Here is a 19,936-nt window from a genome sequence, read left to right as displayed (position 1 = left end):
TCACGAGGAGAGGAGAAGGGGCATGCGCCGCTTCGGAAGGACGCTGGTCACGGCCACACTGGCGGTGACCCTCGTCGGGGGGACCGCCGGATGGGCCTCGGGCGACAGCCAGGCGGCGGTCACCGGCCCGCCACCGGGCACCGCCGCCTGGCGGGCCGACACGGTGTCCGGCCGGGCGCTGCCCGATCCTGCGACCGCCGCACCGCGCGAGGTGGCCGCCTTCTTCGCCGGGCTGGACGACACCGCACGGCAGCAGCTGCTGCGGTCGCACCCGCTGGTGGTGGGCAATCTCGAGGGGGCGCCGCTCCCCCTGCGGTACGAGGCCAACCGGATCGCCGTCGCCGCCACGGGTGAGGCGCGGTACGCCTCCCTCGCCGCGCCGGACCGGCAGATCCTGGCCTTCGACCCGCGCGGCCGGGGTCAGGTGGCCGAGGTGTTCGGGGACGTGGAGCACGCGGAGCACGTCTCGGTGATCGTGCCGGGTTCGGACAACGACGCCGCCACCTACGACGCCCCGCGCACGCCCCGCACCGGCCCGGCCGGGATGGCCCGGGCGCTGCGCGAGGCGACCGGGTCCGGGGCCGCGACCGGGACCGGCGGGGGCACCGCCGTCGTCGCGTGGATCGGTTACACCACCCCGGTCGGCGTCGGCCTGGACGCGGCCGACGGCCGCCTCGCCCGGGCCGGGGCGGTCCGACTGGCCCGTTTCACGGCGGGACTCGACGCGGTCGGCGCGCCCGACCCGGTGCTGTTCTGCCACAGCTACGGCTCGGTGGTGTGCGGGCTCGCGGCCCGGCACACCGACGCCACCGACCTCGTGGCCTTCGGTTCCCCCGGAATGCGCGCCGACACCGCGGCCGCCCTCGGCACCGGGGCCCGCGTCTGGGCGGCCCGGGGACCCTCCGACTGGATCGCCGACGTCCCGAACGTCGAGTTCGCCGGGATCGGCCACGGCGCCGACCCCACCTCCGCGGCCTTCGGCGCCCGCCGGGTGCCGGCGGCCGACGTACAGGGCCACACCGGCTACTTCATGCCCGGCACCCAGTCCCTGGCGGCCTTCGCCGCCATCGCGAAGGGAACGGCCCGATGAGCGCCCACGCCACCCCGGCCGCGCTGCGCAGGGCCGCCGCCCGGATCGACGGTCGGACCCCCGCCCACCGCGACCGCGCGGTCGACGGGCTGCGCGCCCTGGCGCTGCTGGCCGTACCCACCGGCCACTGGCTGCTCGGCGGCTTCACCCTCGACTCCGACGGCGGCCTGCACAACGCCAGCCCGCTGTCCGCGTTCGGCGGCCTGGCCCCCGCCAGTTGGGTGCTCCAGATGCTGGGCGTCTTCTTCCTCGTCGGCGGGTACGCCTCTGCGCTCTCCTTCGGGCGCCGCACCGGTTCGACGGGCGCCTGGCTGAAGGGCCGCGTCGTCCGGCTGGGGCGGCCGGTGCTCGGGGTGACCGCGGTATGGGCGCTGGCCGCGCCCGTGCTGTACGCGGCCGGGGTGCCGGAGGCGTCGCTGCGGACCGGGGCGACGCTGGTGGTCCAACCGCTGTGGTTCGTCGGGGTGTACGTGGTGGTCACCGCGCTGACCCCGTACTGCGTGCGGGCGGCGCGGCGCCTCGGCGGCTGGGCGGCAGCCCCGCTGCTCGGCTCGGTCGCCGTGGTGGACTTCCTGCGCTACGGACCGCTCGCCGAGTCCGTACCGTCGTGGCTCGCCCTGCTGAACGTCCTGCCCGGCTGGCTGTTCGCGTACCAGCTGGGCGTCTCCTGGGGCGAGCGGCGGATCGGGCGGAGCGGGGCCTGGCTGCTGCTGGCGGGCGGGACGCTGCTGTTCGCCGCGCTGCTGGCGGTCTTCCACTATCCGGCGTCGATGGTGGGCGTCCCGGGTGCGGCGCGCACGAACTCGCACCCGCCGTCGCTCCTGGTGCTGGCCCTGGCCTCGGCGCAGTCGGGCGCGGCGATCCTGCTGCGCGACCGGCTGGCGAAGCTGTTGGCGCGGCCCGCCCTGTGGGCCCCGGTGGTCGTGATCAACCTGTCCGCGATGACGATCCTGTGCTGGCACCAGACGGCGATGCTGGCCGCAGCCGTGCCCGGCTCGTTCGTGGGTGAACTGGCCGGGCTCACCACGGCGCCGGACAGCCTGGGCTGGATCGCGGCTCGGCTGGCGTGGATGCCGGTGTTCGCGGTGCTGTTCGTCGCGATCGCCCGCTCCGCGCGGCGGTTCGAGGTGCCGCCGCAGGAGGGACGCCGGGCGAGCGGGCTGCGCCGTACCGTGGCCGGGCTGCTGGCGGCGGGGTTCGCGGTGTTCGCGCTGGGCCTCGCCTGAGCGGGTCCCGATGGATCCCGGATACGGCGAGAGCGCCGCTCCCCCGGGGGAGCGGCGCTCTCGTCACGTACGGGTGCTCCGCGTCAGGCGATCGAGGCGGCGACGATCGCGGCCACGGCCAGGTTGCAGGCGGCCGAGACCCAGACCGCCGGGTGGGGCTCCGGGTCGACGACGATGGCGCCGAGCTTGCCGGGGGTCACCACGTCGAGCACGAGGAAGGCCACCGCCATCAGGATCAGGCCGAGCACGCCGAACGCCGCGGTGGACAGCAGGCCCTTGCCGAAGTCCGCGTACGTCGTCCAGATCGAGGTGAAGACGATGCCGCCGATGCCGAGGAGCGCGGAGCTGAGGAAGAGGGCCGCGTTGCGGTTGCGCTCCTCCCAGATCTGCTTGGGGAGCTTCCCGGGCGTCAGCACGTCCACGAGGACGATGCCGAGGATCAGCAGCACCAGGCCGAGGGCGCCGTAGGCGCTGGTGCGGCCAAGTCCGTTGATGATGTCGCTCATTGAGAAGCCTGTCTCCGCGTGGATGGGAAAGTATGTGCCGTGGGGAGGCCGAATCTATCGCACGGCCTTGGCGCGGACCATGGGGAGGTCAGCAAATGGTAAAGGTCAGGGCCGCGCGGCCCGCCGAGGCGGAGTACCTGACCGGGCTGGTGATGCGGTCCAAGGCGCACTGGGGGTACGACGCCGCCTTCCTGGCCGCGTGCGCGCCGGATCTACGGATCCGGCCCGACGACGTGACGGCCCGCCGTGTGGTCGTGGCCGAAAACGGGCGGGGGGAGGTGCTCGGGATCGCCTCCTTGGAGGGGGCTCCCCCGCGCGCGGCGCTCGGGCTGCTCTTCGTGGAGCCGTCCGCCATCGGGCAGGGCGTGGGCCGGCTGCTGTATCGGGACGCGCTGCGGCGGGCCGTGGACCTGGGGGTGCGCCGGCTGGTGATCGACTCCGATCCGCACGCGGCCGGGTTCTACCGGGCGATGGGGGCGGTGGCGGTGGCGGTGGCCGCACCGGACGTGGAAGCCGACGCTGCGGCCCTGGTCCGGTTCGAGGCGGCTCCCGTCCCGCTCGCCGATTGGGCGCGGGCGTGGACCGGTGGCGGGCGGGCCGTGCACCTGGGCAACGTCGGCGAGTTCAACGCGCAGTTCGCCGACGCCACCTTGGACCCGGAGCAGCGGCCCGCGCACCACTACGCGTGCCTCGCCGCCTTCTACAGTCCCTACCCGGCCGCGCTGGTGCTGCCGCGGCCGGTTCCGCGGGGCTGGAGCGAGCTGGTCTGCCGCCAGCTGGGCTGGACCGGGGTCGAGGTGTACGACGGCCTGCTGGACGCGGATCCCGGTCTCGCCGATGCCGTACGGGCCCGGCCGGCGCTGGCCGGGCTGCTCACCGGGGCGGGGCTGCCCCTCGTACCGTGGGGGCGCACCCGGCCGTTCGGACGGCTGGCGGGCCGGCCGTGGCGGCCCGGGGAGCTGCGCTACGAGTCGAAGTCCGCGGCGCACGCCCTCTTCGAGCGGATCCTGGCGGACGGCGGGCATCCGGGGATCGTGCTCCCCCGGCAGTGGCGGGCGGACGGGCGGTGGGCGGCGGCCCGGATGCTGGCGGCCAGGACCAGGGCGGGCGAGAGCACCGTTTTGAAATCGGAGCACGGTGTCGGGGGTTCGGGCACCACGGTGGTCACCCCCGAGCGGGTCCGCGCCGCGGGCGGGGCACGGGCCGTGCTGCGGCGGCTGCCGCGCGGGCCGTTGCTGGTGGAGGAGTACGTCGGCGGTCCGGCGTCCGGGGCCGACGAGGAGCCGCGGGACCTGACGTACGACGGCTTCGTCGACGACGCGGGCCGTGCGCACGAGGTGGGCGGGGCGGTGATGGACGTGGCGGACGGCTGCTACCGGGGTGCAACGGTGGGCCCCGGGGTGGTGCCCGCGTGGGCGGAGAAGTCCCTCACGGCCTTCGGTACGGCGGTGGGCCGGGCGCTGGCGGAATCCGGATACCGGGGCTGGTTCGACGTCGACTTCGTCGCCGACGGGGCGGGGCGGCTCGCGCCGACCGAGACGAACCTGCGGCTGACCGGGCCCTCCATCGCCTTCATGGTGGCGGCCCGGCTCGACGCGCTGCGGGGCGCGGGGCACCTCGTACGGATCGCCGACCGGGTGGAGCTGGGCGCGCGACTGCCCGAGGCCCTGCTGGACGAGTGGTGCGCAGCCCTGGCCCGGCGCTGCGCGGAGCTCGGGGCGGTGTTCGTCCCCGCGATCCCGACCGCGGCCTTCGAACCGGCGCCCTGGCTCGGTGTGTTGGTGGCCGCGCACAGCAGGGAGGTGCTGGACGCGGCCGAGGCGCTGGTACGGGCCGAGGCCCTGGCGGTCGGGGCGATGTTCGGCTCGCCGTAGCGGGGCCGGACCACTCACGGGCCGACCGGCCGGTGAGTGGTCCGGCCCGGTGTTCCGGTCAGCGATCGGGCCAGTCGTCGGTGGGGTCGTGGAAGTCGAAGGGGTCGGCCGGTTTGCTGACGACGTAGGCCGCGACGACGACGCCCGCGATCATCAGCGGGATGTTGAAGGCGTAGACCAGCGCGGCCTGGCGCGGCCAGTCCTGTTTGGCGGCCAGCCGGTAGAAGTTGTCCTGCGGCCACCAGGACAACAGCAGGTAGGACACGGCCAGATGGGCGGCCACGGTGAGCGAAGGGCCCCGGCGTTGGCGCAGCATCCGGGCGCGGCCGCCGAACAGGAACACCACCCCGATGCCGAAGGCGACGCACTCGAACAGGTACAGCACGAAGAACAGGAACGCCCAGGGCTGCGGCACCCCGGTGAGGTCGGTCGATCCGGGCCAGAGGAAGTTCGTCAGGATCAGGGCGACGAGGCCCAGTGCGGCTCCCCCGCAGCCGGCCGCGTAGCCGGCCGAGGTCTCGCCCACGGGCGCGGCGGACCCGTACTTGCCCGACTTGCTCCCCGCACTCCGCGCCGCCGCGGGCAGGATGGGCAGCGGCAGGGCGTCCCGGTCCTCCTGACCCGCCGTGGTGCGGGGCAGGGTGCGCAGCCGGATCACGGTGCGCGGGCACTCCTCCCGGAGCACCTTGCCCGCCAGGTGGTCGCGCAGCTCCTCGATGTCCGGCATCGGGGCCCGGGGCGGCCCGCCGGGCGGTGGGGCCACGTACGCGACGAGCCGGCGCGGGCCGCGGGGGCCGTCGACCCCCTTCAGGATGACCGCGCCGATGCCCTCGTGGCTGCGGATGGCGGATTCGACGGGGTACGGGTCGAGCAACCGGCCGCCGGGCAAGGTGATCCGGTCCCGGAGCCGGCCGCCGTACTCCAGCAGCCCGTCCTCGCGCAGCAGGCCGAGGTCGCCGGTCGGTACCGCGTCGGCGCCGTCCGGCGGGACGAGGCGGATCTCCCCGCCGTGCACCTCGGCCCGGAAGCCGGGGAACGCGGTGCCGAGCAGGGAGATCTCTTCCGCGTCGTCCAACGGGTGGGGCAGCTGGGGCAGTTCGAACCAGGTGCCGATGCCGGCGCACTCCGCGGAGCCGTAGACGTTGAGCACGCGCGCGCCGGGGCGCAACCGGACCTGCAGGGTCGCCTGCTCGTCGAGGTAGAGCCGGTCGCCCGAGACGGCGAGCAGCCGCAGGGACCGGCAGGCCGGGTCGGCCCCGCGGTGGGCGGCCGGGGCGAGGGTTCCCCGTTCGGCGTCCTCGAGCAGCAGTCGGGCGGCGCCGGCCGGGTCGGTGTGCAGCACGGTGACGCGGTCGGTCTCGACGGCCGTGCGGACGTCCCCGGGCTGCCAGGCGGAGCGCGGGGAGAGCACGAGGGCGCCGCCCGAACACAGGGCCCGGGTCCACCCCGCGGCGAAGGCGGTCACGTCCGTACCGACCGTGAACAGGTGCCGGTCCTGCGGGGTCGGCCGGGCCACCTCGGCCCAGGCCTCGTGGGCGGCGAGGAGCAGTCCGTGGCTCACGGGGACCGCGCGCGGCTCGGCCGCCCCGGTGAACAGGACCGCGGCGGTGCGGCCGGCCGGCGGGGCGGCCGCACCGGGAACCCGGTCCGCGGGCGAATCCGCGGGCAAATCCGCAGGCCGGTCCGCGGGTCCGTCCGAGGGTCCGTCCGCAGGCGCGTCCGGGGGTTGTTCGGTGCGCGGCCCGCCGATCGCCGCGGCCTCCGCGTCGAGCCGGATCACCCGGGGGCCGCCGCCGTTCTCGAGGGCGGCCTGCTGGGCGGCATCGGTGAGCAGGACGACGGGCTCGGCCGCAACGATCTGCCGGCGCCCGGAGCGCGGGCTCGCCACGTCGATGACGGCGTAGGACCCGCCGGCCTTGAGGACGGCGAGGAGGGCGACGAGCAGTTCGGTCTGCCGGGCGGTGCCCACGGCGACGAGTGCGCCGGGCGGCAGGCCGGAGTCGAGCAGACGCTGCGCCAGCCGGTCGGCGCGCGCATCCAGTTCCCCGTAGGTGAGGCCGCCCGGGCCGGCTATGAGCGCGCGGGCGCCGGGGGTGTCCCGGGCCCACTGCTCGAAGCGGTGCAGGACGGTGTCGGTGGTTCGTTTGCCGAAGCGTACGGACTCGGATCCCTGCGTCATGGACCGATGATGCCACCGGGCGCCGACATCGGACGGGGGTCGTCACAATCGTTCGTGCGCACGGGAGTTGGCGCCCCGTGCGGGCGATCCCGGACGGATCCTTGACCTGAAGTTTGGTTGAGGTCCTAGCGTTCGGGCCATGGACATGGAAGTCACCGCCTGGACGTCGCTGCACAGCGCGATCAACGCACAGCAGGACCGTCGCCCGCTCTCCCGGGCCGGCCTGCGCCGCGTCGCCGCCTTCGCCCGCCCGCACCGCCGCGGGCTCACCCTCTTCCTTCTGCTGAGCGTGGTGACTGCGCTGCTCGCGGTGGCCACCCCGGTGCTCGCCAGCCGGGTCGTCACGGCCATCGTGGACGGCCGCGACAGCTCCGCGGTCACCCGGCTGGCCGTGCTCATCGCGCTGATCGCGGTCGCGGAGGCCGGGCTCGGACTGCTGACCCGCAGACTTTCCGCCACCCTCGGCGAGGGGCTGATCCTGGACCTGCGGACGGCGGTCTTCGACCACGTGCAGCGGATGCCGGTCGCCTTCTTCACCCGGACCCGGACGGGGGCCCTGGTCAGCCGCCTCAACAACGATGTGATCGGCGCCCAGCGGGCCTTCAGCAACACCCTGTCGGGGGTGGTCGCCAATACCGTCACCCTGGTGCTGACCCTCACCGTGATGCTCAGCATCTCCTGGCAGATCACCCTGCTGGCACTGGTGCTGCTGCCGGTGTTCGTGCTGCCGGCCCGCCGGATGGGGGCGCGGATGGCGGCGATGCAGCGGGAGGCGTCCGCGCTGAACGCCGCGATGGGCACCCAGATGACCGAACGCTTCTCCGCCCCCGGCGCGACGCTGGTCAAGCTCTTCGGGCGGCCCGCGGACGAGTCCGCGGAGTTCGCGGCCCGGGCGGCACGGGTGCGCGACATCGGGATCCGTACGGCGATGGCCCAGTCGGCCTTCATCACGGCCCTCACCCTGGTTTCGGCGCTGGCCCTGGCGCTCGTCTACGGGCTCGGCGGGTTCTACGCCCTGCGCGGTTCCCTGGACGCCGGCTCCGTCGTCGCCCTCGCCCTCCTCCTGACCCGGTTGTACGCCCCGCTGACCGCGCTCGCCGGCGCCCGCGTCGAGGTGATGAGCGCGATGGTGAGCTTCGAGCGGGTCTTCGAGATCCTCGACCTGAAGCCGCTCATCGCGCAGAAGCCGGACGCCCGCCGGGTGCCGCAGGGGCCGGTGGCCGTGGAGTTCGACCGGGTCTCCTTCGGCTACCCGGCCGCCGACAAGGTCTCGCTCGCCTCCCTGGAGGAGGTCGCCACCCTGGATGCCCGGGGCGGTGCGCAGGTGCTGCACGAGGTGTCCTTCCGCGCCGAGCCGGGCCAGATGATCGCCCTGGTCGGCTCGTCCGGCGCCGGCAAGTCGACCATCGCGCACCTGCTGCCGCGGCTGTACGACGCCGACGCGGGCGCGGTCCGGCTCGGCGGGATCGACGTACGGGACCTCACGGCCGACTCGATCCGCGAGACGCTCGGCATGGTCACCCAGGACGGGCACCTCTTCCACGAATCGGTGCGCGCCAACCTGCTGCTGGCCCGCCCGGAGGCCTCCGAGGAGGAGATCTGGGAGGCCCTGCGGCGCTCGCGACTGGACGGGCTCGTCGCCTCGTTGCCGGACGGACTGGACACGGTGGTCGGGGAGCGCGGCTACCGGCTCTCGGGCGGGGAACGGCAGCGGCTGACCATCGCCCGGCTGCTGCTGGCCCGGCAGCGGGTGGTGATCCTCGACGAGGCCACCGCGCACCTGGACTCCACCTCGGAGGCCGCAGTGCAGGAGGCTCTGGGCGAGGCCCTGGCGGGCCGGACGGCGGTGGTGATCGCGCACCGGCTGTCGACCGTACAGGCGGCGGACCTGATCCTGGTGGTCGAGGACGGCCGGATCGTGGAACGGGGCACGCACACCGCGCTGCTGGCGGCGGGCGGGCGGTACGAAGAGCTGTACCGCACCCAATTCGCCGTGTCGGGCGGCGAGGCACCGGTGCCGGGCGCATGATCCTGTGATGGACATCAAACTGGAACTCGTCGCCGTCCCCGTCACCGACGTGGACCGGGCCAAGGCCTTCTACGAGAAGCTCGGCTTCAACGCCGACCACGACGTCACCGTCAGCGAGGACATCCGCTTCGTCCAGCTGACCCCGCCTGGCTCGGCCTGCTCGATCGCGATCGGCAAGGGACTGACCCGGATGACCCCGGGCTCGCTGGACAACATGCAGGTCGTCGTCACCGACATCGAGGAGGCGTACGAGGACCTGCGCGGCCGGGGCGTGGAGGTGACGGAGATCCAGGACCTGCCGTGGGGCTCCTTCGTCTACTTCTCCGACCCCGACGGCAACGGCTGGGCGGTCCAGCAGACCACGCCCCGCAAGTCGGTGGGCACGGCCTAGTTGTATTGATCACGAGCGTTGTTAACGGTGTCGGGTCTTGATCATGGCGAAGACCTCCGGTGTGGTGGAGGTGTCTAGGCTCCACACCACACACGGAGGTCTTCGTGTCCCACCGTAATGCCCGGCTGACCGTGCACGGCAGGCGGATCCTGGTCGAACGTGTTCTGGCCGGGCGTCCGGTCGCGCACGTGGCCGCGGAGATGGGGATATCGCGTCCCACGGCCCACAAGTGGGTCCGCCGCTGGCGTGCCGAGGGCGAAGCGGGCCTTGCGGACCGCTCCAGCAGGCCCCGCACGACGCCGCACCGCACCCCGGCCACGGTCGAGGACCATGTGTGCCGGCTGCGGACCGACCGCAAGCTCGGCCCGGCCCGCATCGGCCCGATCCTGGGCCTGCCCGCCTCCACAGTGCACCGGATCCTCGTCCGGCACCGCCTGAACCGCCTGGCCTGGCTCGACCGGCCCACCGGCGAGCCGGTCCGCCGCTACGAGCGGACCCGGCCCGGTGAACTGGTCCACGTGGACATCAAGAAGCTCGGCAACATCCCCGACGGCGGCGGATGGCGCGTCGTGGGCCGGTCAGCCGGCGACCGCAACCGCCAGGCCACCACCGGCCAGCGCAAGAGCAACACACCGGTGATCGGCTACTCCTACGTCCATTCCGCGGTCGACGACCACTCCCGCCTGGCCTACAGCGAGGTCCTGACCGACGAACGCAAAGAGACCGCCATCGGCTTCTGGGAGCGGGCGAACGCATTCTTCGCCGACCACGCGATCACCGTCGAACGCGTCCTGACCGACAACGGCTCCTGCTACAAGTCGAAGCTGTTCACCCAGACCCTGACCAAGGCCGGGATCACCCACAAACGAACCCGGCCCTACCGGCCGCAGACCAACGGCAAGGTCGAACGCTTCAACCGCACCCTGCTGGACGAGTGGGCCTATCTCCGGCCCTACACCAGCAACACCGAGCGGACAGCAGCCCTGGCAGACTTCCTCCACACCTACAACCACCACCGCTGCCACACCGCACTCGGCGGACACCCACCCATCAGCCGAGTCAACAACGCTGCGGGTCAATACACCTAGTTGTATTGCCCAGTGAGGTTGGGGATGCGGCTGGCGGGTGGTTTGCCTGCGAGTGCGGTGTGTCCGCGGTGGTGATTGTAGGTGTGCAGCCATTGCGGGAACGCGTCGCGTCGTTCCTGTTCTGAGCGGTAGGGGCGGGCGTAGGCCCACTCGTCGAGGAGGGTCCGGTTGAGGCGTTCGACCTTGCCGTTGGTCTGCGGCCGGTAGGGCCGGGTTCGTTTGTGGGTGATCCCGGCCGCCGCCAGTGCGTCGCGCCAGAGGTGGGACTTGTAGCAGGAGCCGTTGTCGGTCAGGACGCGTTCGACGGTGATCCCGCACGAGGTGTAGAAGGCCTGGGCCCGCTGCCAGAAGCCGGTGGCGGTCTCCTTCTTCTCGTCGGCGTGGATCTCCGAGTAGGCGAGGCGGGAGTGGTCGTCAACGGCGGTGTGGATGTACTGGTAGCCGGCTCTGGACTTCTTTTTGCGGCCCGCCGGGCGACCGAGGACCTTGTGGCCGCCGCCGTCGGGGATGTTGCCGAGCTTTTTGATATCCACGTGCACCAGTTCGGGTTTCTCGCGTTCGTAGCGGCGTATGACGGTGCCGGAGGCCCGGTCCAGGTGAGTGAGGCGGGCGATTCGGTAGCGGGTCAGGACGCGGTGCACGGTCGAGGCCGGGATGCGCAGGAGTCCGGAGATGCGGGCCGGTCCCCAGCGTCGCAGGACGCGGATCTTGATGATCCGGCGTTCGGTGCGGGTGGGGGTCCGGCGCGGGCTGTGGTGCGGGCGGGAGGACCGGTCGGCCATCCCGGCCTCTCCGAGCATCCGGTACCGGTCCGCCCACCGCTGGGCGGTGGTGGGCGAGACCTGGAAGCGTTCGGCTGCCCTGCGGTAGGTCCAGCCGTCCACGACCACGCAGCGGGCCAGCCGCAGACGTCCGGTCTCGGTCAGGGGTGCATTACGGTGGGGCACGAGGGCCTTTCGGTCGGTGTAGACGTCGCAATCCACACCGAACCCGGAAGGCCCTCACCCGTTCAAGAAGCCTCAGCCGAGACCTGCGTCACCCGTCCACAACCTCCCGGGACAGAACACCTAGTCCTTCCCGTCGGGGACGCCGATTGGACGTTCCGCTGAGGGCGGGGCGCGACCGTGGTCGGGAAAGCGCCTTGCCCGCAGGGCCGTTGGCGGCTTGGCTCACCGGGGTCGTGACATCCATGCGCGACGGCTGCACGCCGTGGCCCGCCGAGTTCGTCGACCGTTACCGGGCGGCCGGGCACTGGCGCGGCGCCACGCTCGACGACCTGCTGCGCGACTGGGCCCTCCAGTACGGGCCGCGGACCGCGCTCGTGCACGGCGCCACCCGCGTCACGTACGCGCACCTGAACCGGCGCGTGGACCGGGTGGCCGCCGGGTTCCGGCTGCGCGGCCTGCGGCCCGGGCAGCGGGTCGTCGTCCAGCTGCCCAACGTGCCGAGTTCGTCATCACCGTGTTCGCGCTGATGCGCGCCGGCGCGGTCCCCGTGTTCTGCCCGATGACGCACCGCGCGTCGCAGGTGTCCCACCTCGTTCGAGTCGGCCAGGCCGTCGGATACGTCGGGCCCCCGACCCACCAGGGGTTCGACCTCACGGCGATGGCCGCGGGCATCGCCGCCGAAGGCCCCTTCCTGCGGCGGGTGTTCACCTTCGAGGGGCCGGGCGGATCGTCCCCGTACGGCAGGTTCACCGTCGACCCGGCGCGGGCTGCCACTCCGTGGCTCGACTCGCTTCCTGCGGTCCGGGCCGAACCGGGCAGTCTTCGGCTGGTGCAGATCGGCGGCGGACCTGTGGACCGGGCGACCGCCGAACGGGTGGGTCCCGCGTTGGGCTGCCGCCTGGAGCAGGTCTTCGGCACGGCCGAGGGGGTGCTCACCCTCACCCGGCCCACCGATCCGGACGAGACCGTACTCACCACGCAGGGCCGCCCGCTCTCGCCCGACGACGAGATCCGCTTGGTCGACCCCGACGGCAAGGACGTGCCCGACGGGGAAAGCGGCGAGCTCCTCGCCCGTGGTCCGCGCACGGCGCACCGCGGACGGCTGCCTGGTGGTGACCGGCCGCCCGGAGGACCACTGGTCCGCCCTGTGACGGACGGAGCGTCAGTGGGAGGATGCACCGATGCCGACACCGATGCCGATGCCGATGGGCCGTGAGCCGATGGACCGTGAACCGATGGACCTCGCAGCCTACGTCGAACGGACGCGCGGCGGACCGTGCTTCGTGTGCACCTTCCTCGCCGGGGATCCCGACTACGCGCACGAGACCGTCTTCGAGGACGAGCACCACGTGGCCTTCCTCGACCGCTGGCCCACGCTCCCCGGAAAGGTCCTGGTGGCCCCCAAGGCGCACGTAGAGCACGCCGTGCGCGATCTGGACCCCGCGGCCTACACCCGGTTGATGCTCGTCGTGCGGGAGGTCGCGCTCGCCGTCGAGGACGTCTTCGACAGCGAACGGACCTACCTGTACTCGCTGGGGAGCCGACAGGGCAACGCCCACCTGCACTGGCACGTCGCGGCGCTGCCGCCCGGGGTTCCGTACGAGCGGCAGCAGTTCCACGCCCTGATGACCGAGAACGGGGTCCTGTCGCCGTCGCCCGCGGAGCAGGCCGCCACGGCCGGGCTCCTGCGCGCGGCCGTCACCGCGCGCGGAGTCCTCGAACCTCCGCGCTGAGCTCAGGCCTCCGCGTGGTGGTGGTCGAGTTCCCACGCGTGGTGCTTGAACTCGTGGCGGAAGTCGGTGTGGTCCTCCCACTGGCGGGCGATGCCGCGCAGTACGTCCCAGTTGTGCTCCACCGACTGGTCGATGACGCGGCGCATGGCCGGCTCGGCGGATTCCCGCTTCTCGATCAGGCCCTTGATGGCGGATGCCTCCAGGACGGAGTTGCGCAGCGCGCGCAGGGCGCGGGAGGTGTCGTCCATGGCGAAGCCGTGTTCGCTGCCCTTCGCCTCGTCGAACAGCGGGGTGAGCCGCGCCTCGATGAATGCGGTGATCCGCTCGAAGTGCTGCACGTCCATCGGGGGCTCCCTCTCCTGCCGGACCACGCGGGGTATCCGGCGTCTCCACTCGCTTGTGCTGTTCAGGGGCCATTATCCAGCAGTGGGCCGGCCCGGTCGGTCCCGGCCGGGTCCGGTACCAACTCCCCTCCCACCAGGGCCTTTTCTGCGTGATCTATGTTGATGACCCGGCGTGTGCGAGCGATACGGGGGACCGGTGGACGAGAATTCGATGCTGACCGAACGGTTCGAAGAGCACCGTTCTCATCTGAGAGCGGTGTCCTACCGCATGCTCGGCTCGCTCACCGAGGCCGATGACGCCGTCCAGGAGGCCTGGCTGCGCCTCAACCGGTCCGATGTCAGCGATGTCGAGAACCTCGGCGGCTGGCTGACGACGGTCGTGTCACGGGTCTGCCTGAACCTGCTGCGCTCGCGCGAGTCCCGGCGCGAAGACCCCATGGAGGCGTACCCCTCCGACCCCGTCGCCAGCCGCGCCGACGCTCTCGGCCCCGGCGGCCCCGTCGACCCCGAGCAGGAAGCCCTCCTGGCCGACTCCGTCGGGCTGGCGCTGCTGGTCGTGCTCGACCAGCTGGCACCGGCCGAGCGGCTCGCGTTCGTCCTGCACGACCTGTTCGCCGTGCCCTTCGACGAGATCGCCCCGATGATCGAGAAGTCCCCGGCGGCGACCCGTCAGCTGGCCAGCCGCGCCCGCCGCCGGGTCAAGGGGGCCCCGGTGGTGCCCGAGGCCGATCTGACCCGCCAGCGCCGCGTCGTGGACGCCTTCCTCGCCGCTACCCGCGGCGGGAACTTCGACGCGCTCGTCACCCTGCTCCACCCCGACGTGGTGCTGCGGGCCGACAAGGCCGTCGGCCCCACCCCCGCCCCGGTCCTCGTCCGCGGCGCCGTCACCGTCGCCACGGGCGCGATGGCCGCCATGCAGCGCGCCCGGTCCACGGCCCCGGCCCTGGTCGACGGAGTGGTCGGCCTGGCGATGGCCCCGCTGGGACGCCTGTTCCTGGTGCTCGGTTTCACGATCGAGGACGGCCTGATCACCGAGATCGACGTCGTGGCGGAACCGGAGCGTCTCGGCGCCCTCGAACTCGCCGCGCTCGACGTCTGAGGGCGGGCCGTCCGGCGCCCGGAAGCGGGTGGAGCGGTTCCGTGCCGCGGCCGCCCCTTCCGGGCCGCGGCACGGCGCCGTCAAGCACCTGCCCACGGGGGCGATACCCGCAGCGTGGGGCGTCGCCAACGCCCCGCGCTGGCTCCTGGGCCGAGGGGCCCGGCGTTCAGGGCGCGAGTACGTCCAGTTCCTCCAGGGCGCCCACCGCGATCCGGCGGGTCAGTGCCTCCGCGCGCGCCGCGTCGCCCTCGCGGACCGCCTCGGCGACCTGGACGTGCAGGGTGACGGCGGCGGGGTCGGGATCGTGGAACATCACCGCGTGCTCGGTGCGGCCGGTCAGGACCTCGGCGACGACGTCCCCGAGGCGGGCGAACATCTCGTTGCCGGAGGCGTTCAGCACGACGCGGTGGAAGGCGATGTCGTGCCGCAGGTAGCCCTCCAGCTGGTGGCCGCGCGAGGTGCGGACCATGCCGAGGGCCGCCTCGGTGAGTTCGGCGCACTGCTCCGGTGTGGCCAGCGTCGCGGCCAGCCCGGCGGCGACCGGCTCGATCGCGGAGCGCAGCACGGTGAGGGACCGCAGCTGTCGGGGCCGGTCGGTGCCGGCCAGGCGCCAGCGGATCACGCGCGGGTCGTAGACGTTCCACTCGTCGGTGGGGCGCACGGTGACACCGACCCGGCGGCGGGACTCGACCAGGTGCATCGACTCCAGCACGCGGACCACCTCCCGTACGACGGTGCGGGAGGCGTTGAAGCGTTCGGCGATCTCGTCGGTGCGCAGGACGCTGCCCGGAAGGTACTCCCCCGCCGTGATCGCGAGGCCGAGGGTGTCCAGCACGTGGGTGTGGAGCCCGTGCCCCTGGCCGGGACTGCCTTCGGTGGTCATGGCGTAAGCGTACGGTGACGCTTCCACCGACAAAAGATGTGATGTTTCCGACCTGAAGCTTGAATACGTAGTACTTAATGCGCTTCAGTGGTGCCACACGAACGATGTCGACGAGGACAGCGAGGTAGGCGTGAGCACCCAGCGCGTCATTGTGGTGATGGGCGTGGCCGGTACGGGCAAGACGACCGTGGGGCAACTGCTCGCCGAGGCCCTCGGCATTCCGTACGCGGAGGGCGACGCCTTCCACCCGGCGGCCAACGTCGCCAAGATGTCGGCCGGCATCCCGCTGGACGACGCGGACCGGTGGCCGTGGCTCGACGCCATCGGCGAGTGGATCCGCAACCGCGCCGACCTGCGCGGCGGCGTGATCGCCGCCTCCTGCCTCAAGCGCGCCTACCGCGACCGGCTGCGCGCCGCGGCCCCCGGGGCCGTCTTCGTCCACCTCTCCGGTGAGCGCCCCCTCATCGAGAAGCGCATGGCGGAGCGCAAGGGCCACTTCATGCCCACCACCCTGCTGGACTCGCAGTTCGCCGCGCTGGAGCCGCTCCAGGACGACGAACTCGGCGTCGTCGTCGACGTGTCCGGGTCCCCGGAAGACATCACCGAGCGGGCGCTGGCCGCGCTGCGCCGGCTCCCCGCACAAGAGAACTGAGGAATCCCCACCGTGACCGGTCTCAGCGTCGAGACTCTGGCAGCGGCCGCCCCCGGACCGATCACCTCGGCCGGGAACACCCAGCTGGGGATAGCCGTCCTGGCGGGCATAGCCGTCATCGTCCTGCTCATCACCCGCTTCGCACTGCACGCCTTCCTGGCCCTGACGGTCGGCTCGCTGGCCCTCGGGGTCTTCGCCGGCGCACCGCTGGCCAAGACCATCGCCAGCTTCACCGCCGGACTCGGCGCCACGGTCGCGGGCGTCGGCGTACTGATCGCGCTCGGCGCGATCCTCGGCAAGCTGCTCGCGGACTCGGGCGGCGCGGACGAGATCGTCGACACGATCCTCGCCCGGGCCAAGGGCCGGGCCATGCCGTGGGCGATGGTGCTGATCGCCTCGGTGATCGGGCTGCCGCTCTTCTTCGAGGTCGGCATCGTGCTGCTGATCCCGGTGGTGCTGCTGGTCGCCAAGCGGGGGAACTACTCGCTGATGCGGATCGGCATCCCGGCGCTGGCCGGCCTGTCGGTGATGCACGGGCTGGTCCCGCCGCACCCCGGACCCCTCGTCGCCATCGACGCGCTCCACGCGAACCTCGGGGTCACCCTCGGGCTCGGGGTGCTCGTGGCGATCCCGACCGTGATCATCGCCGGGCCGCTGTTCTCCCGTTATGCGGCGCGGTGGGTGGACATCCCGGCGCCGGAGCGCATGATCGCGGCGCGCCCCTCGGCCGAGTTGGAGCACCGCCCCCGGTTCGGGGCCACGGTGTTCACCGTGCTGCTCCCGGTGGCGTTGATGCTCGTCAAGGCCCTCGTCGACATCGTGGTCGACGACCCCGCCAACCCGGTGCAGCGCGTGACCGACGTCGCGGGCTCCCCGATGATCGCGCTGCTCGCGGCCGTCCTGGTGGCCATGTTCACGCTCGGCCGGGCCGCCGGCTTCACCCGGGCGCGGATCTCGGCCACGGTGGACAAGTCCCTGGCCCCGATCGCGGGCATCCTCCTGATCGTGGGCGCGGGCGGCGGCTTCAAGCAGACGCTGATCGACGTGGGCGTGGGTCAGATGATCCTGGACGTGTCCAAGGACTGGGCCGTGCCGACCCTGTTGCTGGCCTGGCTGATCGCCGTGGCCATCCGCCTGGCCACCGGCTCGGCGACGGTGGCCACCATTTCGGCGGCCGGGCTGGTGGCCCCGCTCGCGGCGGACATGTCCACGACCGGGACCGCACTGCTGGTCCTGGCCATCGGGGCCGGCTCGCTGTTCTTCAGCCATGTCAACGATGCCGGCTTCTGGCTGGTCAAGGAGTACTTCGGGATGACGGTCGGTCAGACCCTGAAGACGTGGTCGGTGATGGAGACCATCATCTCGGTGGTCGGCCTGGGCCTCGTGCTGCTGCTGTCACTGGTCCTGTAGCTGGGCGGCGGCCAGCGCGAGCCCGCCCGCCGCCGTGGCGCAGCGCGCGGCGAGCCTGGTGACCTCGGCCCGCAGGGCCTCGGTCTGCGGACCGTGCCACTCCCGCGTTCCGGCCACCCCGTACAGCCGGAACGCGTGCGTGCGCAGTGCGGCGGCGTGACCGCTCAGGCCGCCGTCCGGCGGCCGCGGCGCCGGCCGGGGCGGCCGGTCCGTGACCCGGCGGCGGGCCGGGCCGCGGGTGGGCGCGGCCCCCGTCGCGGCCGGCCCTTCGGGTAGACCCGTACCTCGGTCGCAGAGGGCCCAGAAGGCGGCGCCGAGCCCGAGGGCCGGTTCGGCGGTCTCGGCCCGGCCGGTGGCGACCTGCCAACCGGCGTGGTCGTTGAAGGGGTTCGCGTCGGTCAGTGCGTGCCAGGCGAGGATGTCGGCGAAGGACGGGGCGAGCAGCGCGAAGGCGTGCTCGGCGCCGCGCTCGCGCATGATGGCGCGGAACAGCCGGACGGCCTCGCCCTGGCGGCCCGCTCGGACGGCTCCCAGGACCGCGGCCGCGCCGGGATCGTCGAACAGTTCGGGGTGGCCGGCACTCGCGGCCCGGATCCGGGCCTTCAACCCGCAGACGGCGATGCTGATCGCGAGGCTCTCCCGGCCCGCCAGGATTCCGGCGAGCCGCCCGGCCCGGGCCACGCCCCGGCCGCGCGGGGCCCAGCCGAGGCCCGACGGGTCGGTGAGCGTACGCAGTAGGGTGCGCCAGCCGAGCCGGGTACGGCCGCCCCGAGCGAGGGCGACCGCCGGCAGCCGGGCGCCGAAGGCCAGGCCGGAGGCGTAGCGGGCGGCCTCGCCGACCGCGTCGGCGGCCTCGGCGAGGGCGCGGCACGGGGCGTCGAGCAGGTCGATGTCCGGGGCGGTGGACGCGGAGGTCGCGGCGTCGGGCATGTGATCCTCGTGGGGTTCGGCAGGGGCTCGGGGACGGACGGGGTCGGGCAGGGACGGACGGGGTCGAGCACGGACGGGGTCGAGCACGGGCGGACGGGGTCGGGCAGGATCCGTCAAGGTCCGACGAGAGCGAACGACGTCGGGCGCGGACGGGGACCGGGTCGGGCGCCGCGGCGCCCTCAGCGGCGGGTGAGCGTGAGCCGGATGCCCTGTGGGGCGAGCGTCGCGGGCAGCGGTCCCACCGGGTCCAGCACCGGCCGGGTGCCCGTGACCCGATGGCCGCGCAGCACCTCGGCGCAGAGCGCGGCGGTGGCCATCAGGCCGAGCTGGTCACCCGGGCAGCGGCCGCCCCCGTGGCTGAAGGGCGCCATCCGGATGTCCTGGTCGGCACCCGGGTTCTTCCACCGGCCGGGCACGAACACGTGCGCGGCCGGGACCCGTTCGGGGTCGCGCTGGTGGAACGCGGCGGGCACCAGCACCGAGGTGCCGGCCGGGTAGCGCACGCCCCGCCATTCGGTCTCGGCGCGGGTGACGCGGATCAGGTCGGGCACCACCGGGTACAGCCGCAGGGACTCCCGGACGCAGGCCCGCAGCCTGGGCAGTTCGCCCCGCTCCGCACCGGCGGCGACTTCGGCGGCGGCCTCGGCCACCGCCAGGTCCTGCTCCGCGGGGTGCGCCCCGAGCAGGAGCAGGGTGCGCAGCAACGTGTCCGGGACGGCGTCCATGGCCAGCAGCCAGTGCTGGGCCTGGCCGACGGGGTCCAGGGTTCCGGTCGGATCGGCGAGGCGGGCGGCCCGACCGACGAGGGTGTCGCCGCCCGCCCGGGAGGCGTACTCCTCGATGCGGGCGCGGGCCTTGTCGTGTACGGAACGGGCGGCGCGCACCCGGCCACCGCGTGTACCCCTGCCCTCGGCGCGCAGCTGGGTGAGCCATCCGCTCAGCTGCTGGTCCGCGGCTGCCGCGTCGCCGAGCACGATCCGCCGGGCGGCGCGGTGCACGGCGTAGCGGGCGCGGGCGAGGTCGAGGGTGATGGGGCCGGTGCGGGTGGAGGCGGCGGTGCGGGTGGAGGTGCCGGTCGCGGGTGCGGAGCCGGTCAGGTGCCGGGCCTCCTCTGCGAGGGCCGCGAGGAAGGGCCCGCAGGAGGGGTGCACGGGCCGGCCCGTGGCCAGCACCTCGGCGCTGACCTCGCGCCGCTCCGCGCCGGGCTCGCCGCGCGAGCAGCCGGAATCGTCGGGTTCCTCGGGGTTCGAGCCCCGGCACTTGTCCGGCGGGGCCGCCGCGAGGACGCTGACGGGTTCGGCGTAGAAGCGGCGCAGGTCCTGCGGGTCGAGGAGGACGAGGACGGTCCGCCCGGAGCGGGTGCGGACCAGGGCGGGCGCGTCCCCGCGCCGTGCGCGCAGGGCCCGCAGTGCGGCGGCCGAGGTCCGCACCTCGCCGGGGCGGGGCCGGACCAGGGCGTGCAGCAGGACGCCGAAACCGGCGAGGGCCGCCCGGGCGGCGGTTTCCGCGGCCGGGGCGGGGGCCGGGGCGGTGGCCGGGACCGCGTACCGCAACG

19 protein-coding genes are annotated in these 19,936 nt (G+C 73.5%); 12 read left to right on the top strand and 7 right to left on the bottom strand.

What is annotated here, in order from left to right; translation table 11 throughout:
* The first annotated feature begins 22 nt into the window (after positions 1 to 22).
* Both OG594_RS42510 and OG594_RS42505 read left to right on the top strand, forming a co-directional pair.
* Positions 23 to 1,090: an alpha/beta hydrolase gene (locus OG594_RS42510; RefSeq protein ID WP_266607734.1), complete on the top strand. Its 1,068-nt coding sequence runs from the start codon at positions 23 to 25 to the stop codon at positions 1,088 to 1,090.
* Positions 1,087 to 2,316 (top strand): acyltransferase, encoded by a 1,230-nt coding sequence (locus tag OG594_RS42505; protein ID WP_266607733.1) that lies wholly within the window; start codon positions 1,087 to 1,089, stop codon positions 2,314 to 2,316. The genes OG594_RS42510 and OG594_RS42505 overlap by 4 nt, the downstream gene beginning before the upstream one ends.
* 83 nt (positions 2,317 to 2,399) lie before the next feature.
* On the opposite strand, the gene OG594_RS42500 is transcribed toward OG594_RS42505, so the two are convergent.
* Positions 2,400 to 2,822: a DUF350 domain-containing protein gene (locus OG594_RS42500; RefSeq protein WP_266607732.1), complete on the bottom strand. Its 423-nt coding sequence runs from the start codon at positions 2,820 to 2,822 to the stop codon at positions 2,400 to 2,402.
* A gap of 95 nt (positions 2,823 to 2,917) precedes the next feature.
* On the opposite strand from OG594_RS42500, the gene OG594_RS42495 reads away from it, so the two are divergent.
* The gene (locus tag OG594_RS42495; RefSeq protein WP_266607731.1) at positions 2,918 to 4,696 is read left to right on the top strand and encodes a GNAT family N-acetyltransferase; all 1,779 of its coding nucleotides are present in this window, start codon (positions 2,918 to 2,920) and stop codon (positions 4,694 to 4,696) included.
* A gap of 58 nt (positions 4,697 to 4,754) precedes the next feature.
* Here the strand turns inward: OG594_RS42495 and OG594_RS42490 are convergent, their stop codons facing one another.
* Entirely contained in the window at positions 4,755 to 6,875 is a 2,121-nt protein-coding gene (locus OG594_RS42490; RefSeq protein ID WP_266607730.1) for an AMP-binding protein, read from the bottom strand.
* 139 nt (positions 6,876 to 7,014) lie between these two features.
* Here OG594_RS42490 and OG594_RS42485 point away from each other — a divergent pair, with 139 nt between their 5' ends.
* From OG594_RS42485 to OG594_RS42475, 3 genes are all read left to right on the top strand, one after another.
* Complete coding sequence (locus tag OG594_RS42485) at positions 7,015 to 8,904, top strand: ABC transporter ATP-binding protein (RefSeq protein WP_266607729.1); 1,890 nt, start codon at positions 7,015 to 7,017, stop codon at positions 8,902 to 8,904.
* Between the two features lie 7 nt (positions 8,905 to 8,911).
* Positions 8,912 to 9,295, top strand: coding sequence for a VOC family protein (locus tag OG594_RS42480; protein WP_266607728.1), 384 nt, complete (start codon positions 8,912 to 8,914; stop codon positions 9,293 to 9,295).
* Positions 9,296 to 9,399: 104 nt separating this feature from the next.
* Positions 9,400 to 10,383, top strand: a complete 984-nt coding sequence (locus OG594_RS42475; protein WP_266605114.1) for an IS481 family transposase — start codon at positions 9,400 to 9,402, stop codon at positions 10,381 to 10,383.
* On the opposite strand, the gene OG594_RS42470 is transcribed toward OG594_RS42475, so the two are convergent.
* On the bottom strand, positions 10,380 to 11,330 hold the full coding sequence (locus OG594_RS42470) for an IS481 family transposase (RefSeq protein WP_266607727.1): 951 nt from the start codon (positions 11,328 to 11,330) through the stop codon (positions 10,380 to 10,382). The two genes, OG594_RS42475 and OG594_RS42470, sit on opposite strands and share 4 nt — an antisense overlap.
* A 242-nt stretch (positions 11,331 to 11,572) precedes the next feature.
* On the opposite strand from OG594_RS42470, the gene OG594_RS42465 reads away from it, so the two are divergent.
* From OG594_RS42465 to OG594_RS42455, 3 genes are read left to right on the top strand one after another with little or no spacing between them, the layout of a single operon-like run.
* Positions 11,573 to 11,857, top strand: coding sequence for an AMP-binding protein (locus OG594_RS42465; protein WP_266608856.1), 285 nt, complete (start codon positions 11,573 to 11,575; stop codon positions 11,855 to 11,857).
* Positions 11,845 to 12,546: an AMP-binding protein gene (locus OG594_RS42460; protein ID WP_266607726.1), complete on the top strand. Its 702-nt coding sequence runs from the start codon at positions 11,845 to 11,847 to the stop codon at positions 12,544 to 12,546. The genes OG594_RS42465 and OG594_RS42460 overlap by 13 nt, the downstream gene beginning before the upstream one ends.
* A 19-nt stretch (positions 12,547 to 12,565) precedes the next feature.
* Entirely contained in the window at positions 12,566 to 13,063 is a 498-nt protein-coding gene (locus tag OG594_RS42455; protein ID WP_266607725.1) for an HIT family protein, read from the top strand.
* Positions 13,064 to 13,065: 2 nt separating this feature from the next.
* Here OG594_RS42455 and OG594_RS42450 read toward each other — a convergent pair whose 3' ends face one another.
* Positions 13,066 to 13,407 carry a hypothetical protein gene (locus OG594_RS42450; protein ID WP_266607724.1) on the bottom strand — a complete coding sequence of 114 codons (342 nt, stop codon included), beginning with the start codon at positions 13,405 to 13,407 and terminating at the stop codon, positions 13,066 to 13,068.
* A gap of 211 nt (positions 13,408 to 13,618) precedes the next feature.
* Here OG594_RS42450 and OG594_RS42445 point away from each other — a divergent pair, with 211 nt between their 5' ends.
* A complete protein-coding gene (locus OG594_RS42445; RefSeq protein ID WP_266608854.1) occupies positions 13,619 to 14,506 on the top strand; it encodes a sigma-70 family RNA polymerase sigma factor in 888 nt (295 codons plus the stop codon).
* A gap of 166 nt (positions 14,507 to 14,672) precedes the next feature.
* On the opposite strand, the gene OG594_RS42440 is transcribed toward OG594_RS42445, so the two are convergent.
* Complete coding sequence (locus OG594_RS42440) at positions 14,673 to 15,389, bottom strand: FadR/GntR family transcriptional regulator (RefSeq protein WP_266607723.1); 717 nt, start codon at positions 15,387 to 15,389, stop codon at positions 14,673 to 14,675.
* A gap of 130 nt (positions 15,390 to 15,519) precedes the next feature.
* Here OG594_RS42440 and OG594_RS42435 point away from each other — a divergent pair, with 130 nt between their 5' ends.
* Together OG594_RS42435 and OG594_RS42430 are read left to right on the top strand one after the other, a co-directional pair.
* A complete protein-coding gene (locus OG594_RS42435) occupies positions 15,520 to 16,041 on the top strand; it encodes a gluconokinase (RefSeq protein WP_266607722.1) in 522 nt (173 codons plus the stop codon).
* Positions 16,042 to 16,053: 12 nt separating this feature from the next.
* The gene (locus OG594_RS42430; RefSeq protein ID WP_266607721.1) at positions 16,054 to 17,451 is read left to right on the top strand and encodes a gluconate:H+ symporter; all 1,398 of its coding nucleotides are present in this window, start codon (positions 16,054 to 16,056) and stop codon (positions 17,449 to 17,451) included.
* On the opposite strand, the gene OG594_RS42425 is transcribed toward OG594_RS42430, so the two are convergent.
* Positions 17,437 to 18,381, bottom strand: coding sequence for a hypothetical protein (locus tag OG594_RS42425; protein ID WP_266607720.1), 945 nt, complete (start codon positions 18,379 to 18,381; stop codon positions 17,437 to 17,439). The genes OG594_RS42430 and OG594_RS42425 overlap by 15 nt on opposite strands.
* 179 nt (positions 18,382 to 18,560) lie before the next feature.
* Entirely contained in the window at positions 18,561 to 19,934 is a 1,374-nt protein-coding gene (locus OG594_RS42420; RefSeq protein ID WP_266608852.1) for a cytochrome P450, read from the bottom strand.
* Between the last annotated feature and the right edge of the window lie 2 nt (positions 19,935 to 19,936).

This window comes from Streptomyces sp. NBC_01214 (assembly GCF_026340975.1).
Taxonomy (GTDB): Bacteria; Actinomycetota; Actinomycetes; order Streptomycetales; family Streptomycetaceae; genus Streptomyces.
This window is presented reverse-complemented; position numbering and strand designations above follow the sequence as displayed.